This window comes from Salinicola aestuarinus, from assembly GCF_003206645.1.
GTDB classification, from domain to species: domain Bacteria; phylum Pseudomonadota; class Gammaproteobacteria; order Pseudomonadales; family Halomonadaceae; genus Salinicola; species Salinicola aestuarinus.
On the sequence record NZ_PZJP01000003.1, the window covers coordinates 214251 to 228265 of the forward strand.

The window sequence follows — 14015 nt, forward strand, 5'->3', positions numbered from 1 at the left end:
ACTCGCCCCGCGGTGCCCGTCGCCTTAGGCCGAATCCCGCGCCGGGTCAGGGATCGGCCATTCGTAGCGGCGAACGACCTCGCCGCCATCGAGCGACTCCAGCCGGATCGGAAACCCCCAGAGCTGATGGAGGTGGCGCATCACGGGAAACAGCGTCTGCGCCAGCGGTCGGCGCCGATCCTGCACGTGACGCAGGGTCAACGAGCGGTCGCCGCGAATATCGGCCTCCCAGACCTGAATATTCGGCTCGCGAGCGGAGAGCGCGTACTGGACGCTCAGCGCTTCGCGAATACGCCGATACCCGCGATCGTCGTGGATCGCTTCGACCTGAAGACTGTCATCACGATCGTCATCGACCAGACTGAAGAGCTTGAGATCGCGAATGACCTTGGGCGACAGAAACTGCTGGATGAACGACTCGTCCTTGAAGTTCTGCATAGCGAAGTGGAGAGTTTCCAGCCAGTCGCTGCCGGCGATGTCGGGAAACCACTCACGATCCTCCCCCGTGGGCGCTTCGCAGACGCGTCGGATATCGCTGAACATGGCGAACCCCAGCGCATACGGGTTAATACCGTTGAAGTAGGGGCTGTCGAATCCGGGCTGGCTGACAACGGCGGTGTGCGACTGCAGAAACTCGATCATGACGCCCTCGTCGATCAAGCCATCCTCGTACATTCGGTTCATCAAGGTGTAGTGCCAGAAGGTCGCCCACCCTTCGTTCATCACCTGCGTCTGGCGCTGCGGATAGAAATACTGCGCCAGCTTGCGCACGATGCGCACAACCTCGCGCTGCCAGGGCTCCAGCAGCGGCGCGTTCTTCTCGAGAAAATAGAGTAGGTTTTCCTGCGGCTCGCTGGGATAACGACCGTGGCGATGTAGCCCCAGCGGATCGTTCTCGTCGTCGTGGGCTACCAGTATCGGCATCTGTCCGCCCGCTATCGGAATGGTACTCCAGAGCGTATTGATCTGGGTCTGCAGGTAGGCTTCGCGCTCGGCCTGACGCTGCGACTCCGCCTCTGCCGAGATCGGCGACGGGCGCTTGTAACGATCGACACCGTAATTCTGCAGCGCGTGGCAGGCGTCGAGCAGCTGCTCGACTGCCTCCACCCCGTGGCGCTCTTCGCATTTGTCGATATATTTTCGCGCGAAGTCCAGATAGTCGACGATCGCCGATGCATCGGTCCACGCCTTGAAGAGATAGTTGCCCTTGAAGAACGAGTTGTGACCGTAGCAGGCATGGGCAATAACCAGCACCTGCATCATCAGGGAGTTCTCCTCCATGAGATAGGCGATACAGGGGTCGGAGTTGATGACGAGCTCGTAGGCAAGCCCCATCTGACCGCGCCGATAGGCTTGCTCTACCGAGAGGAACTGCTTGCCGAATGACCAGTGATGATAGCCGATGGGCATACCGACGCTGGAGTAGGCGTCCATCATCTGCTCGGAGGTGATGATCTCGATCTGATTGGGATAGGTGTCGAGGCGGTATTCGTCGGCAAGCGCGGCGATGGCACGCTCGTAGCGCTCGAGCACGTCGAAGTTCCAGTCCGAACCGGTGGCGATGGGCGTACGTCGCGTCATCGATTTCCCCCTCTAGGTAGCACCTGGCGTCTAGCCTGCCGTGGCGCGACGCGGGCAAGCCCTCGCTCGCGTCGCGCCGCGTCCTCGTTGCATCGCGCATGGCGCGCCTCGCAGCGCAGCCGCCGACTCAGGTCGTGGTCCGTTGGCTAAAGAGTTTGCGAAAGACCGGGTAGATATCCTCCGCCTGAACGATCTGCTGCATGGCGAAGCGATCCGGGTGGCCGGCCCGGATCGTCTCGTAGGCCGTCCAAAGCGCCTGATGCGCATGCGGCGTGATCTCCACGTAGGTGAAGTACTGCAGCTTCGGCATCAGTGATTCCTGAAGCAGCGCCATACAGGTCGAGGAGTCGTCATCCCAGTTGTCGCCGTCACTCGCCTGAGCGACGTAGAGATTCCACAGCTGCGGTGAATAGCGAGCATCGATCAGCTCGTCGACCAGCGACAGGGCGCTGGAAACGATGGTGCCGCCGGTCTCGCGGGAGTAGAAGAACTCCTCCTCATCGACCTCCTTGGCGACGGTGTGGTGCCGCACGAAGACCAGCTCGACGCGCTCGTAGTTGCGCTCGAGAAAGAGGTACAGCAGCAGGAAGAAGCGTTTGCCGATGTCCTTGTGCGCCTGGGTCATGGAGCCGGAGACGTCCATGACGCAGAACATCACCGCCTGATTCGACGGCATCGGCTGATGGCTCAAGTGGTTGTAGCGAAGGTCGAACGTATCGAGAAAGGGAATGGCGGCGATGCGCTTCTCGAGCCGCTCGATCTCCTCCTTGAGCGTTTCGATCCGCGCCGGGTTCCGCAGCACCGGGTCCTTGCGCTCCTCGTTCTCGAGTGCCGCCTGCGCCTCGCGCAGTGCCCGCTTGAGCGGCGCCCGCATGCCGATCCGCCGAGCCTGCGCCTCGCGCATCGAGCGCACGATATTGATGCGCGCGGGCACGCCCTCACGGGAGATCCCCGCCCGAACCGGCCGCGTCTCCTCCATCGACTTGAGCTGCTTGCGCTCGAGGTGCGGCAGCTCGAGCCCATCAAAGACGAAATCGAGAAACTCCTCGCGGGAGAGCGTGAACGCAAATTCGTCGACGCCCTCCCCTTGATTGGAGGCCTGCCCCTCTCCGCTGCCGCCGCTACCGCTGCCGCCGGGACGACGGATACGATCGCCCTCGGCGAACTCCTTGTTACCGGGACTGACAATGGTCCGGCGCCCACCCTGGCCATGCTGGAATGAAGGTTCGGTAATATCGCGCGCGGGAATGGAGACTTTCTCACCGCGCTCGATATCAGTGATCGAGCGGCGATTGACCGACTCTTCGACCGCCCGCTTGATGTGTGAACGGTAGCGCTGCAGAAACCGCTGACGATTGACCGCACTCTTGTTGCGGGCATTCGGGCGTCGGTCGATGAAATAGCTCATGGCATGACCTCTCCGATGAACGGGCGGCGAGCCGACCGGGCGAGAACCCGGCCACGTCGACTACTGGGACTTGCGCACCCTTAGGTACCACTCCGACAGCAGTCGCACCTGTTTCTCGGTATAGCCGCGCTGAACCATGCGGTCGACGAAATCCTCGTGCTTGCGCTGATCCGATGCCGACGCCTTGGCGTTGAAAGAGATCACCGGTAGAAGCTCCTCGGTGTTGGCGAACATCTTGTGTTCGATCACGCCCTTGAGCTTCTCGTAGGACTGCCAGTTGGGATTCATGCCGTTGTTGTGGGCCCGCGCCCGCAGTACGAAGTTGACCACTTCGTGACGGAAGTCCTTGGGATTGGAGATACCGGCCGGCTTCTCGATCTTCTCCAGATCCTCGTTGAGCGCCTGGCGGTCGAACAGCTCGCCGGTCTCGGGATCGCGATACTCCTGATCCTGAATCCAGAAGTCGGCGTAGGTCACGTAGCGATCGAAGATGTTCTGTCCATACTCCGTATAGGACTCGAGATAGGCGGTCTGAATCTCCTTGCCGATGAAGTCGACGTAGCGAGGCGCCATGTACTCCTTGATGAAGCGGAGGTAGCGGTCGAACGTCTCCTTGGGCAGCTGCTCGCGCTCGAGGGCTTGCTCGAGCACGTAAAGCAGGTGAACCGGGTTGGCCGCGATCTCGTGAGTGTCGAAGTTGAAGACCTTGGAGAGAATCTTGAAGGCGAAACGCGTGGAGAGGCCGTCCATCCCTTCATCGACACCGCCGCCGTCGCGATACTCCTGAATCGACTTGGCCTTGGGATCGGTATCCTTGAGGTTCTCACCGTCATAGACGCGCATTTTCGAATAGATGCTCGAATTCTCCGGCTGCTTCAAGCGCGAAAGCACCGAGAACTGGGCCAGCATGCGCAGTGTATCCGGCGCGCAGGGCGCCAGATTGAGCGAGGAGTGCTCGAGCAGTTTCTGGTAGATCTTGATCTCCTCGGAGACCCGCAGGCAGTACGGCACCTTGACGATGTAGACGCGATCGAGAAACGCCTCGTTGTTGCGGTTGTTGCGGAACTGCTGCCACTCGCTCTCGTTGGAGTGGGCAAGAACGATGCCGTCGAAGGGGATCGCCCCCATGCCCTCTGTCGGGTTGTAATTGCCCTCCTGGGTCGCGGTCAGCAGCGGATGCAGCACCTTGATCGGCGCCTTGAACATCTCGACGAACTCCATCAGTCCCTGATTGGCCTTGCACAGGCCGCCAGAGAAGCTGTAGGCGTCGGGGTCGTCCTGGGAGTAGAGCTCGAGCTGGCGAATGTCGACCTTGCCCACCAGCGACGAGATGTCCTGATTGTTCTCGTCGCCTGGTTCGGTTTTGGACACCGCGATCTGGTTGAGCCGTGATGGCGTCAGACGCACGACTCTAAAGCGTGAGAGATCGCCACCGAACTCCTTGAGCCGCTTGGCGGCCCAGGGAGACATCGGCCCACGCAGGTGGCGTCTGGGGATGCCGTACTCCTTCTCCAGCAGTTCGGCATCGTCTTCCGGCGAGAAGAGCCCCAGAGGCGATTCAAAGACCGGCGAGTCCTTGATGGCGTAGAACGGCACCCGCTCCATGAGAAGCTTCAGCCGCTCGGCCAATGACGACTTACCGCCGCCGACGGGACCGAGCAGATAGAGAATCTGCTTGCGCTCCTCGAGCCCCTGAGCGGCATGACGGAAATAGGCGACGATCTGCTCGATCGCCTCCTCCATGCCGTAGAACTCGGCAAAGGCGGGGTAGCGGCGGATGACCTTGTTGGAAAAGATGCGCGAGAGGCGCGGATCCTTGGCGGTGTCGATCGTCTTGGGCTCGCCGATCGCCTCGAGCATTCGCTCGGCGGCGTTGGCGTAGACGCTCGGCTCCTTGCGACACAGTTCCAGATACTCCTGCAGGCTCATTTCTTCTTGTTGAACCCGCTCGAAACGGCTCTGCACTTGATCGAAGATGCTCATAGAGGCCTCCTGCGTGACCCCCGAACGGACGGGAACCGCAACCCGCCAGCCGGGCTAGCTGACCATCAGCTTGGACAGATGCACGACGCGCCGGTCGGCCCTCATCCGCAGGCTCTATCGACGCAACGCCGAAAACTATGCTTTGGAACACGCTACCACGATCGAGTTGTGATGCACGGCAATTTACCGTGAAAAAAACGCGAAACGACAAGCGAAAACCGCTAACGACTGAAAATCCATGAAGAAAAACAAACGTTCGGCGAGGCGGGAGAGCGACCTGGATCGGCGAGAATCGTCCGTTGGCGCGCGTGACGCGCCAACGGACCGACATTGAAGGGCGTCAGCCGGTCGCCGAATGGTCGAAGGCGGCATGGGCGTCGGCGAGCAGCTCGTCGAGCAGCGTTGTGGTGGTATTCCAGGAGCAGACAAAGCGGGCGCCGCCGGCACCGATGAAGGTATAGAACGTCCAGCCCCGGGCCCGCAGACGATCGATCACCGCCGTCGGCAGGCTGACGAAGACACTGTTGGCCTGGGTCGGGTACATCAGCTCGGCGCCGGGCAACGAGGCGAGACCATCGGCGAGATAGCGCGCCATGGCGTTGGCGTGGTCGGCATTGGTGCGCCACGCGCCCGACTCCAGCAGCCCCAGCCAGGGCGCGGCGATGAAGCGCATCTTGGACGCCAACTGCCCCGCCTGTTTGCAGCGATAGGCAAAATCCTCGGCCAACGCCTTGTCGAAGAACAGAATCGCTTCCCCCATCGGCAGGCCGTTCTTGGTACCCGAAAAGCAGAGCACGTCGACACCGGCCTGCCAGGTCAGCTCGGCGGGCGTCGCATCGAGGGCACTGCAGGCGTTGGCGAAGCGTGCGCCGTCCATGTGCACCCGCAGGTCGTACTTGTCCGCCATGGTGCGAATGGCGAGCAGCTCTTCGCGGGAGTAGACCGTCCCCACCTCGGTGGCCTGAGTGATCGAGACCACTCGCGGCTTGGGATAGTGGATATCGCTTCGCTTGACCACCAGCCGCTCGATCCCTTCGGGCGTGAGCTTCCCCTCTTCGCCGGGAGAGGTGAGCAGTTTCGAGCCATTGGAGAAAAATTCCGGGCCGCCGCACTCGTCGGTTTCGATGTGCGCGAGCTCGTGGCAGATCACGCTGTGATAGCTCTGCCCCAGGGCGGCCAGCGCCAGCGAATTGGCCGCGGTGCCATTGAAGACGAAAAAGACGTCACAGTCGTAATCGAAGATTTCACGGAAGCGGTCGGCGGCACGGTGGGTCCAGTGATCGTTGCCATAGGCGAGATCGTCACTGGCATTGGCCTGAATCAGGTAGTCGAGCGCCTCGGGGCAAATGCCGGAGGTATTGTCGCTCGCCAGAAAGCGGGGGCTGCAGTCGATTGTCATTGGCGGGTCCTTTTCCGATCCCTTCATCGCGGGACGGCCGAGGATCATCGCTGCCGCCCCGTCGGGCCAGGTATCACGGTCGGTGGGCCGTATCGTGGCCGGAATGACACAGAGCGCAGGACGCAACGAGCGGGATCGCCGCTGCGCGTCTCGCGCTCTGCGAGAATCGCCTCAGTCTATCACCTGTCTCATACCCTGCCAGTGACAGGCCGTCAGAGCCGTGCCGCCAGTCGCGTGCCCTGATCGATGGCGCGACGCGCATCCAGCTCCGCGGCCACGTCAGCGCCGCCAATGCAGTGAGCCCTGACGCCGGCCCGCGCCAGGTCCGCCAGCCGCTCGCGCTGTGACTCCTGCCCGGCACAGATGACGACCGTGTCCACCGCCAGCACCCGCGCCTCGCCATCGACGCTCAGATGCAGGCCATCATCATCGAGACGCCGATAGGCACAGCCGGCCAGCGTTTCGACACCGCGGGCGCGCAGCGAGGCACGATGCACCCAACCGGTGGTGGCGCCCAACCCGGCGCCGGGCTTGTCGCGCTTGCGTTGCAGCAGTGTGATGCGGCGTGCCGCCTGCGGCGCCACCCGAGGTTTCAGTCCCCCCGGATGGCGGCTGGCGAGATCGACACCCCACTCGTCGTGCCACTGCTCGACCGCCTGCGGCGTGGCGTCGGCCGATGCCGGCTCGAACGCCGCGACCTCGCCCTGCGGAATCTCGACATGGGCGAGCAGCTCGGCGACATCGAAACCGATTCCGCCGGCACCGATGATCGCCACTCGCCGACCGACTCTCTCGGGATGTCGAATCGCCGTGGGATAGTCGATCACGCAGGCCCGCTCGTTTCCCTCGAAGGCGATACGCCGCGGCGTGACGCCAGTGGCCAGCACGACGTCGTCAAAGTCGAGCAGTGTCTGCACATCGGCGTCGGTGTTCAGACGCAGCTCGACCCCAAGACGCGTGAGCTGATGGCTGAAGTAACGTAGCGTCTCGCCGAACTCTTCCTTCCCGGGAATTCGCCAGGCGAGCTGAAACTGGCCGCCGATCGACGCATGGCGTTCGAACAGCGTGACGCGGTGGCCCCGCTCCGCACAGCCAACCGCCGCCGCCAGACCGGCAGGCCCTGCGCCGACGACGGCGATCCGCTTGGGAGCCTCGGATGGCGTCAGTGTCAGCTCGGTCTCGTGGCACGCTCGCGGGTTGACCAGACACGAGGTGAGCTTACCCTGAAACGTCTGGTCGAGGCAGGCCTGATTGCAGGCGATACAGGTGTTGATCGACGCCACATCCTCAGCCGCGGCCTTGGTGACCCAGGCCGCATCGGCCAGAAAGGGACGGGCGAGCGAGACCAGATCCGCATGTCCCTCGGCGAGCACTCGCTCGGCGACATGGGGCATGTTGATACGATTGGTGGCAATGGTCGGAATCGCAATGGCCTGGCGCACCGCCGCCGACACCGTGACGAACGCCGCTCGCGGTACGCTGGTCACGATGGTGGGCACCCGCGCCTCGTGCCAGCCGATACCGCAGTCAAGCGCATCAGCCCCGGCGCTCTCGACCTCACAGGCCAGCGCCACGATCTCTTCCTGGGTGCTGCCCTCCTCGACCAGGTCGATCATCGACAGCCGAAAGAGAATCGCGAAGTCCTCACCGCAGGCGCGACGAATGCCTCGCACAACCTCGACGGCAAAGCGGCGGCGGCGCACGGCGTCGCCACCCCACTCATCGTCGCGCTGATTGGTCCGCGCGCACAGGAACTGGTTGATCAGATAGCCCTCGGAGCCCATCACCTCGACCCCGTCGTAGCCGGCGTCCTGCGCGAGCCGCGCACAGCGCACAAAGTCCGCAATCTGCTGCTCGACCTCTGCGGACGTCAGTGCTCGCGGCGTGAAACGGTTGATGGGCGCGGCAATGGCGGAGGGCGCGACCAGCGTCGGGGCGTAGGCGTAGCGTCCGGCGTGCAGAATCTGCAGACAGATGCGCGCCCCTTCAGCATGAACCGCCTCGACGACCTGGCGGTGGGCGTCGACCTCGTCGGCATCCGTCAGCTTGGCTGCCTGGGCAAACACACCCCCCTCGGCATTGGGCGCGATCCCCCCGGTGACGATCAGCGCCACCCCGTGGCGGGCACGCTCGGCATAGAAAGCCGCTAGGCGCAGGAAGCCGTCGGGCGCCTCCTCGAGATTGGTATGCATTGACCCCATCACGACGCGATTGCGTAGGGTCAACGAGCCGAGGCGCAGCGGACGAAAGAGGTTGGGGAAAGCGGTCACTGTGAGGTCCCGTTGAGCGTTGACGAGCGCGTTCACGGCCGCGAGCGGAGAAGGTTTCAAACGCGCGTATGAACATCAGTGTAAACGAAGCAGCGACGAGAGCCATTGCACCAAAGCGTCATGCCCTCGCATCAACGCGTCTTGACAACCGACAGAGACGGCGAGATTAGGAATAGGGAAACGCAAAAAACCGCCCTGAGTGGCGAATGCCATCGGCAGCTATGCAGTGCTCAGAGAAGCTCTATCAGGAGGAAACGTCTATCAACAGGGTCCGCTATCAACAGATTCCGTCTATCAACAGTTGGCTTGAAAACAACCGCAAAGCTGAAGAAAGAAACTGGAAAAACAGCGAGAACCAGGAGGGGAAACTCATGAGCGCTGGTTCAAGGCGCAAGACGTCGATGGCGGAACGGACGGGACTCGAACCCGCGACCTCCGGCGTGACAGGCCGGCATTCTAACCAACTGAACTACCGTTCCGCATAGGGTGCACCATTACCTGAGATAATGGTGGGTGGTACAGGACTCGAACCTGTGACCCCCAGCATGTGAGGCTGGTGCTCTAACCAGCTGAGCTAACCACCCAGACGTCAAACAACTTACAGTGCGAAGCGTGGCGGAACGGACGGGACTCGAACCCGCGACCTCCGGCGTGACAGGCCGGCATTCTAACCAACTGAACTACCGTTCCACGCTAACCATCGTGTCCAAGTCGTAACTCACAGCACGATACGTACTACGCATCTAACAATTGAAACTCTTGCGAGCTTCCATGGAAATGGCGGAACGGACGGGACTCGAACCCGCGACCTCCGGCGTGACAGGCCGGCATTCTAACCAACTGAACTACCGTTCCGCATTATCCATCACGTGACCTACGCAATGTTCGAAGCCGATTTCTCTTCGAACGCCATCTCTCGAAAGTGATGGTGGGTGGTACTGGGTTCGAACCAGTGACCCCCAGCTTGTAAGGCTGGTGCTCTACCAACTGAGCTAACCACCCGTTGGTCACGTGGCGCTGCATTCTACCGGTGACCGATTGAAAGTCAACAGCTTTTAGCGAGCCAATTTCCCCTGCCGATCATCCACTTGCGCCAAGTCGCCGCGCGACGAGGGCTGCCGCTCGATCGATCAGATCAACACGGCTCTCGGGCTGGCGTTTGCGCGGCTGCCAGTCATGGTCGCCGCCCTCGAGAAAGTGACACTCCACATGCGCAGGCAGCGTATAGCTTTCGACCTCTTCGCGGCGACCGAAGGGATCGCGGGTGCCCTGAATCAGCAGTAGCGGACAGTCGATCCTCGGCCAGTGGTCGAGACGCAGCCGCTCCGGCGTCGCCGGGGGATGAAACGGATAGCCCAGCAGCACCAGACCATCCGCCCCCGCCTCGGCAGCCAGCAGGCTTGCCGCTCGCCCACCCATCGACTTGCCACCGAGCCAGAGCGGTGTCTCAGGATCGATCGTCTGCAGCGCGCGCTGCCACTCGGCGAGCTCGGCCACCAGCCGCTCGATTTTCGGCGGCGGTCGCCGGCGCTGCTCGCGCCGCATCTGGCCCATGTACGAAAACTCGATCGCCACCACACAGACGTGTGAGGCCACCAGTGCCGCGCGCAGCTGTTCCAGGAACTCGGAGTCGTGCCCCGCCCCCGCACCGTGACACAGAAGCAGCCTGGGCCCGTGTGCCGCCCCCGTCACAGTGACGCTGCCCAGCGCCGTCTCACACGGAACCCCGTCGGCTTCGGCAAGGGCGTTGGCCACTGACGCTACGTCTTCAGGCGTCAGCTGCTCGATGTCGAACTCATTCATGACGGCGTCTCAGCGCTCAATAGGCGTCGAAGGCCTGTTCGGGCATGATCGACTCGACGTACATCACCAGCTCCTCGAGCACTTGGCGATCGCGATCGGCCAGCGCCGACTGATTGAGCCGCTCGATCTCGCGGGCAAACTCCTTGAGCGTCAGCCCGCCGCTCTGCGGGTCGTTGAGACGCGCCCAGCGGTACGCTTCCCATTGCGACTTCTCTTCCGTCGACAGGGTCTCGGGGTAGCTCCGGGCACGAAGCCGGAAGAGCATCTCCTCCAGACGCGGATCCTGAAAGGCAAAACCGGTCTCGGCCAGATCACTCGGTGGGGTGGCATGGACGCGCGCCATCGCCTTGCGATCGTGTGGCGAGAAGAAACCGCCGGAATAGAGCATGAGGTCGGGATCACGCGGCGGCTCCGGCGGCGCCTCGGCAAAGGCGCCGGCCGCCTTGCTGGCGGAGTCCGGATTCTGCACCAGCGCTTGCCAGTGCTGCTCGCAGCGCGCGCGATCGAGCCCCAGACGCGCGGCCACGCTCTCGTCGGCGGCGGCAATCGGCAACAGCACCGGGCTGCGGTTGAGATGCACCACCTTGAGCGGAATGCGTGTCTCCCCTTCCGAGAGTTCGCTGTCGGAGGCGAACACCCGCGCGCGAATCTCCTCCGCGGAGAGCGAGAACAGCGGCGCCGGGTCCACTGCCAGATCGTAGACGATCACCCCGTTGGGATTGGACGGGTGCATCGCCAGCGGCACGATGAGCGCGCTGCAGCCACGGCTTGCCGGGTAGCGACGCGACACATGCAGCATCGGCTTGCGCGCAGTGACGTCGAGCAACCCTGCCACGCGCTTCTTGTCGCGAAGCGTCAGCAGATAGTCGAAGAACTTCGGGTTGCGTGCTCGCAGCAGCTGGGCCATGCCGATGGTCGCTCGCACGTCGGCGAGCGCATCGTGGGCCCCTTCGTGGGCGATACCGTTGGCGGCAGTGAGATGCTCCAGCTTGAAACTGGGAGCACCGTCGTCTCTGGCAGGCCACTCAATACCGTCCGGGCGCAGCGCATAGAACGCCCGCACCGCATCGATAAGATCCCAGCGGGAGTTTCCGTTCTGCCATTCGCGAGCATAGGGATCGAGCAGATTGCGGTAGAACAGGTGGCGGCTGACTTCATCATCGAAGCGCAGACTGTTGTAACCCAGCGAGCAGGTCCCGGGGACGCTCATTTCAGCCTGGATGCGTGCCGCGAACTCGCTTTCCGGCACGCCGCGACGGAGCGCGGTCTGGGGGGCTATGCCGGTAATCAGGCACGCTTGCGGATGGGGCAGATCGTCGTCTGCGGGCCGCGCGTAGAGAGTGAGCGGCTCACCGATCTCGTTGAAGTCGCGATCGGTACGAATGGCCGCGAATTGCGACGGGCGGTGACGCCGCGGGTCGGCGCCAAAGGTCTCGTAGTCGTGCCACAGAAACGTGGGCTCTGTGTCGGCCGGGGCCGCTTTGCTCGGGGCCATTGCGCTCTCCGCCTGACAAAACGGCAAGCCTAGCACAGCCAATCGGGCGACTCATGCGCCGCCGGCGCCAGGCCAGGCACCAGCGGCGCGCCCCTGCGAATCAGTCGCGGTTGGGAAGGGTCACGTTGAGCTCGAGCACGGAGCAGTCGTCTTCGCTGTCCAGGCTGATGTTGATCGCGTCCTGGTCGACCTTGACGTAGCGACGGATCACCTCGAGCAGCTCTTGTTCAAGCATCGGCATGTAGTCCGGCTGACCACGGTGGCCGCGCTGATGAGCAACGATAATCTGCAGCCGTTCCTTGGCTACCGAGGCGGACTTCTTTCGCTCGCCCTTGAGAAATTCGAGTAGTTTCACCGGCGACCTCCTCCTCCGAACATTCGGGAGATCAGCCCGCGCTTGGGCACGTGCTGAAAACGAAGTGGCACGTCCTCGCCCATCAAGCGGGAGACCGTGTCGGCATAGGCCTGACCGGCATCGCTCTTGTCGTCGTGAATGACCGGCACGCCCTGGTTCGAGGAACGTAGTACCGCCTCGGACTCGGGAATCAGCCCGATCAGGTTGATGGCCAGGATCTCGCAGATGTCATCGAGATTGAGCATGTCGCCATCGTCGACCCGGTTGGGGTTGTAACGCGTGACGAGCAGATGCTCCTTGATCGGCTCGCGGTTCTGCTCGGCGCGCCGGGATTTCGACGACAGCAGGCCGAGGATCCGGTCGGAGTCCCGCACCGAGGAAACCTCGGGATTGGTCACCACGATCGCCTCGTCGGCGAAGTAGAGTGCGAGCTGGGCGCCGCGCTCGATGCCCGCCGGTGAGTCGCAGATGATGTAGTCGAACTCTTCGCTGAGCGAGCCGAGGATTGTCTCCACGCCCTCGAGCGTCAGGGCGTCCTTGTCGCGTGTCTGCGAGGCCGGAAGAATGTGCAGATTCTCCGAGCGCTTGTCCCGGATGAGCGCCTGATTCAACCCGGCCTCGCCCTGAATGACGTTGACGAGGTCGTAGACCACACGGCGCTCGCACCCCATGATCAGATCCAGGTTGCGCAGGCCCACGTCGAAATCGATGACGACGGTCTTGTTGCCGCGCAGCGCGAGCCCGGTAGCAATGGCCGCCGCACTGGTGGTTTTGCCGACACCACCTTTACCGGAGGTTACAACGATGATCTTGGCCAAGATGAACTTCCTGTTACCCGATAGATTGTTAATCGCTCTCACCGCTTCGAAGACCGTTCTTGTTACGCGGCCCTGCGGCATCGGCGTCGACGATTATGCCGACGTGATCAGGTGAGCGCCGATATCTTGAGCTGATCTTCCATGAGCTGAACCTGGACTGCACTTCCCATCATCCGCGGATCGATATCCTCCATCCGCTTGTACGTCCCCGCGACCGACAGCAGCTCGGCGTGGAGATCATGACAGAAGATGCCGGCATCGCGGTCGCCGTGGATACCGGCCAGCGCCCGCCCACGCAGCGGGCCGTACACGTGAATGCTACCCCCCGCCAGCATCTCGGCGCCGGGGTTGACCGCGCCGATGACGATAAGATCGCCGTCGGGTGCCGAAATCTGCTGACCGGAACGCACGGTACCGCGGTAGATGCGCCCGCCGATCGGCGCAGACGACGCGGCCATTGCCGGCTCGGCATCGGCAGACGCCTCGGCCGGTTTCTCCACCGGATTCGTTTCGACACTGCGCGGCCGCAACTCCTGCGGCGGGAACCAGCCCAGGCCGAGCGCCCATGCGGACTGCTTGACCGGGTCGGGGCCGCCGCGAACCGCCACCGGCAGCAGTTTGTGGCTGCGACACACCGCACAGATCCGCTCCAGCGCCAGATGCGGCTCGTCGATATGCTCGACGCTCAACACGACCGGGGTGTGCTGGAAGAAAGCGGGTGCCTGACTCACCTTGCCCGCGAGCTGAGCGCGGATACGCTCCGGATCGCCACTGGTCAGTTCCATGACCGTCATGGGCAGCATGCCACCTTTGAAGGTGAAGGCGCTCTCTGCCGGATCTCTTTTGAGACTCATGACCGAACTCCGAAGCCTGGGATTGGGGGTTACGCTAAGCGAGGGCGAA

The 14015-nt window shown here is 62.9% G+C and carries 10 protein-coding genes and 5 tRNA genes; all 15 read right to left on the reverse strand.

Annotated features, from left to right (window positions below):
• Positions 1–24: 24 nt before the first annotated feature.
• The 15 genes from DOM41_RS03810 to minC all read right to left on the reverse strand — a co-directional run bounded on the left by DOM41_RS03810 (position 25) and on the right by minC (position 13966).
• Positions 25–1581 (reverse strand): SpoVR family protein, encoded by a 1557-nt coding sequence (locus DOM41_RS03810; protein WP_110685513.1) that lies wholly within the window; start codon positions 1579–1581, stop codon positions 25–27.
• Between the two features lie 127 nt (positions 1582–1708).
• Positions 1709–2989 carry a YeaH/YhbH family protein gene (locus tag DOM41_RS03815; RefSeq protein WP_110685514.1) on the reverse strand — a complete coding sequence of 427 codons (1281 nt, stop codon included), beginning with the start codon at positions 2987–2989 and terminating at the stop codon, positions 1709–1711.
• A gap of 60 nt (positions 2990–3049) precedes the next feature.
• Positions 3050–4972, reverse strand: a complete 1923-nt coding sequence (locus DOM41_RS03820; RefSeq protein WP_110685515.1) for a PrkA family serine protein kinase — start codon at positions 4970–4972, stop codon at positions 3050–3052.
• A gap of 340 nt (positions 4973–5312) precedes the next feature.
• The gene (locus tag DOM41_RS03825; protein ID WP_110685516.1) at positions 5313–6371 is read right to left on the reverse strand and encodes a threonine aldolase family protein; all 1059 of its coding nucleotides are present in this window, start codon (positions 6369–6371) and stop codon (positions 5313–5315) included.
• A gap of 212 nt (positions 6372–6583) precedes the next feature.
• Complete coding sequence (locus tag DOM41_RS03830) at positions 6584–8641, reverse strand: NADPH-dependent 2,4-dienoyl-CoA reductase (protein ID WP_110685517.1); 2058 nt, start codon at positions 8639–8641, stop codon at positions 6584–6586.
• Positions 8642–9043: 402 nt separating this feature from the next.
• Positions 9044–9120: transfer RNA gene (locus tag DOM41_RS03835), tRNA-Asp, on the reverse strand.
• Between the two features lie 28 nt (positions 9121–9148).
• Positions 9149–9225: transfer RNA gene (locus DOM41_RS03840), tRNA-Val, on the reverse strand.
• A gap of 29 nt (positions 9226–9254) precedes the next feature.
• A tRNA-Asp gene (locus tag DOM41_RS03845) sits at positions 9255–9331 on the reverse strand.
• A gap of 88 nt (positions 9332–9419) precedes the next feature.
• A tRNA-Asp gene (locus DOM41_RS03850) sits at positions 9420–9496 on the reverse strand.
• A gap of 71 nt (positions 9497–9567) precedes the next feature.
• A tRNA-Val gene (locus DOM41_RS03855) sits at positions 9568–9643 on the reverse strand.
• Positions 9644–9721: 78 nt separating this feature from the next.
• A complete protein-coding gene (locus DOM41_RS03860; protein WP_110685518.1) occupies positions 9722–10444 on the reverse strand; it encodes an alpha/beta family hydrolase in 723 nt (240 codons plus the stop codon).
• 16 nt (positions 10445–10460) lie between these two features.
• A complete protein-coding gene (sbcB, locus tag DOM41_RS03865; protein WP_110685519.1) occupies positions 10461–11939 on the reverse strand; it encodes an exodeoxyribonuclease I in 1479 nt (492 codons plus the stop codon).
• A 100-nt stretch (positions 11940–12039) separates the two neighbouring features.
• Positions 12040–12294, reverse strand: coding sequence for a cell division topological specificity factor MinE (gene minE, locus DOM41_RS03870; protein WP_110685520.1), 255 nt, complete (start codon positions 12292–12294; stop codon positions 12040–12042).
• Positions 12291–13112: a septum site-determining protein MinD gene (gene minD / locus DOM41_RS03875; protein ID WP_110685521.1), complete on the reverse strand. Its 822-nt coding sequence runs from the start codon at positions 13110–13112 to the stop codon at positions 12291–12293. Before minD ends, minE begins: the two co-directional genes overlap by 4 nt.
• A gap of 107 nt (positions 13113–13219) precedes the next feature.
• Positions 13220–13966 (reverse strand): septum site-determining protein MinC, encoded by a 747-nt coding sequence (gene minC, locus DOM41_RS03880; protein WP_110685522.1) that lies wholly within the window; start codon positions 13964–13966, stop codon positions 13220–13222.
• Positions 13967–14015 lie beyond the last annotated feature (49 nt).